3 protein-coding genes are annotated in these 2,862 nt (G+C 62.4%); 2 read left to right on the forward strand and 1 reads right to left on the reverse strand.

The genetic code is table 11. The features are described 5' to 3' along the window. Positions 1-287: 287 nt before the first annotated feature. Positions 288-1,175, reverse strand: a complete 888-nt coding sequence (gluQRS, locus tag SAZ10_RS33465; protein WP_318613878.1) for a tRNA glutamyl-Q(34) synthetase GluQRS — start codon at positions 1,173-1,175, stop codon at positions 288-290. 174 nt (positions 1,176-1,349) lie between these two features. Here gluQRS and SAZ10_RS33470 point away from each other — a divergent pair, with 174 nt between their 5' ends. Then, complete coding sequence (locus tag SAZ10_RS33470; protein ID WP_318613880.1) at positions 1,350-1,991, forward strand: DNA-3-methyladenine glycosylase; 642 nt, start codon at positions 1,350-1,352, stop codon at positions 1,989-1,991. Positions 1,992-2,121: 130 nt separating this feature from the next. Next, positions 2,122-2,679: an HNH endonuclease gene (locus tag SAZ10_RS33475; protein WP_318613879.1), complete on the forward strand. Its 558-nt coding sequence runs from the start codon at positions 2,122-2,124 to the stop codon at positions 2,677-2,679. Positions 2,680-2,862 lie beyond the last annotated feature (183 nt).

A 2,862-nucleotide genomic window follows, 5' to 3' on the forward strand; every position in this document is an offset into this window, starting at 1 on the left:
TCTCATCGCCTGCGCCCGAAAGCTACTGATCTTCGCCAATGCCGTCGTCGAGCGCGGCACTCCATGGATAAGAAAAGCACCCCAACAGCATCTCGCCCGCTAATGGTTGCGCTTCTCCCACAAGGGGCGAAGGGAGAGCGCTGCAACTTACTTCGCTGCCAATCTCCAACCTTTGCGATTTGCAAAGACCTCAATGCGACGCCCCCCTTCTCCCCTTGTGGGAGAAGGTGTCGCCGAAGGCGACGGATGAGGGGTGCTCCAGCTTGACGCTGCCGATCAAAGGCAACTCATCCCAGCCCCACCATCCGCCTGATGTCCGCCGGCGTCGCCCCGCCTTCGCGCAGCCGCCTGAGGCCGGTGTCCTTCTCGCTCTTGGAAAGCTTGCGTCCGTCCGGGCCTTCGACGAGGTGGTGGTGGAAGTATAACGGGGCGGGGTAGCCGAGTATCTCCTGCAGGAGTCGCTGGATCGCGGTGGCGTAGTAGAGGTCGCGGCCGCGCACGACATGGGTGATCTTCTGCGCCGCGTCGTCGACCACGACCGAGAGGTGGTAGCTCGTCGGCACGTCCTTGCGCGCCAGCACCACGTCGCCCCATTGCTCCGGATGGGCCTCGACGCGCTCGGGGTTATCCGAATACTGCCCAAGGAGTTCCGACCAGGCCAGTGTTGTGGAGATGCGAGCGAGCGCGGCGGCGACGTCGAGCCGCCAGGCATAGGGTTCCCCCGAAGCGATGCGCCGGCGCCGCTCCCGCGCCGACAATTCGCGGTCGACGCCCGGGTAATGCGGCACGCCGTCCGGGTCGCGCGGCCAGCGCTTCTTCGGTGTCTCATGCTCGGAAATGAAGGCGCGGATCTCGCCGCGGCTCATGAAAGCCGGATAGACCAGGCCGTCAGCGATCAGCCGATCGAGCACCGCCTTGTATTCGGCGAAATGTTCCGACTGCCGGCGCGGTGGCCTCTCCCAATCGATGCCCAGCCAGGCGAGGTCGTCATAGATTCCCTGCTCGTATTCCGTCGTGCAGCGGGCGAGGTCGATATCCTCGATCCTGAGCAGAAACCGCCCGCCGCTATGTTCTGCCCATTCGGCATTGAGCAATGCCGAAAGCGCGTGGCCCAGATGCAACTCGCCGTTCGGGCTCGGCGCGAAGCGGAAAACCGGCGTGCTCGGCGTGCTCATTGCTGACAAAGGCTGATTGAACGTGTCTCTGGGAGATTGCTACGTTGCCCGCATGCGCAGGACAAGAGCCATGGAGCATCAGCCCGAAAACTTGTCGGCTTTTCGGACAGGATCAGGCAGCATGACGAGAATTAGAGCAAGATGAACTGCTCTGTGCCAATTCGTCCGGTCCCCATACGGCGGATCGATACGCTCGATGACGTCGCCGTCGGGCTGGACGAGCTTTGCCGCATCGACCCGCGGCTCGCCGCGATCCGTCGGCATGCAGGCGAGGTTCCGCTGAGGCGTTCCGCGCCGGGCTTTGCCAGCCTTGCCTCGATCATCGTCTCGCAGCAGGTCTCGACGGCGAGCGCGCGGGCGATCTTCGGCCGGTTCGAAAAGCTGGTGCATCCGCTCACTGCCGCAGGTGTGCTTGCGGCCGGCGACGAGATCTTCCGCGAGGCCGGCCTGTCGCGGCCGAAGGTGAAGACGCTGCGCGCGATCGCCCAAGCCGTCACCGACGGGCTCGACCTCGACCACCTCGAAACGCTCGACGCGGCAGACGCGATTGCGCGGCTTACCGCGATTGCGGGCATCGGGCAGTGGACGGCGGAAGTCTACCTACTCTTTGCGATCGGACACCCGGATATCTTTCCGGCACGCGATGTTGCTCTGCAAACGGCAGTTGGCCATGCGCTAGGAATGGAGGCGCGCCCCGGCGAAAAAGCGCTCATAAGGATCGCCGAATCATGGGCTCCGTGGCGAGGAGTCGCCTCACGGTTGTTCTGGGCCTACTATCGTTCAATCAAGGGGCGTGAAGCCGTTCCCGTCACCTGACAGTGCCGAAAAAGTGAGGAATCGCGAGATTTTGCCGGCCTTTTCGATCGTTTAGACGCTTCACATTGTTGTCACGTCCTGCTTACAGTATCGGCGCCGATCGATCCGGATGCCAAGGAGGTCGAATTACGTGACGATCGCTGTTTCGCCTGACGGGCTTCCGGCGCTGGTGCTCAACGCCGATTACCGGCCGCTGAGCTATTATCCCCTGTCGCTGTGGTCGTGGCAGGACGCGATCAAGGCCGTCTTCCTCGACCGGGTAAATATTGTCGCCGAATATGAGCATGCGGTCTCCTCGCCGTCCTTCACGATGAGGATCCCGAGCGTCGTGAGCCTGAAGAGCTATGTGAAGCCGTCGCGTAACCCGGCCTTCACGCGCTTCAACGTCTTCCTGCGCGACCGCTTCCAGTGCCAGTATTGCGGCACGTCGAACGACCTCACCTTCGACCATGTCATCCCGCGGCGCTGCGGCGGCGCTACGACCTGGGAGAACGTGGTCGCAGCCTGCTCCGCCTGCAATCTCAAGAAGGGCGGCATGCTGCCGGCACACGCCAAGATGTGGCCAGTGCAGAAGCCCTACCAGCCGACCGTGCACGACCTGCACAATAACGGCAGGCTGTTCCCGCCGAACTACCTGCACGAAAGCTGGATGGACTATCTCTACTGGGATGTCGAACTGGAGCCTTAGAGCCTGGCTCTCGAGGTTCCCTTCCGCTTGGGGCTGTGCCCTGCGCCTCTCCTCACTCGTCGGCCGTGAAGAATTGCCAAGTCGCTGATTTGCAGTGGGAATTTGGGGCAGTCGAAGCTGCCGATTTTGCCGGAAAATAAGTCTTCGGCTGGGGATTCCTTGCAAAATGGATTTGTGATTCCG

Source organism: Mesorhizobium sp. BAC0120, from assembly GCF_033542235.1.
Taxonomy (GTDB): Bacteria; Pseudomonadota; Alphaproteobacteria; order Rhizobiales; family Rhizobiaceae; genus JAWRCU01.

Excerpts from the sequence above, each read along its gene's own strand:
- gluQRS (WP_318613878.1), bottom strand. The coding sequence starts at position 1,175 with ATGAGCACGCCGAGCACGCCGGTTTTCCGCTTCGCGCCGAGCCCGAAC.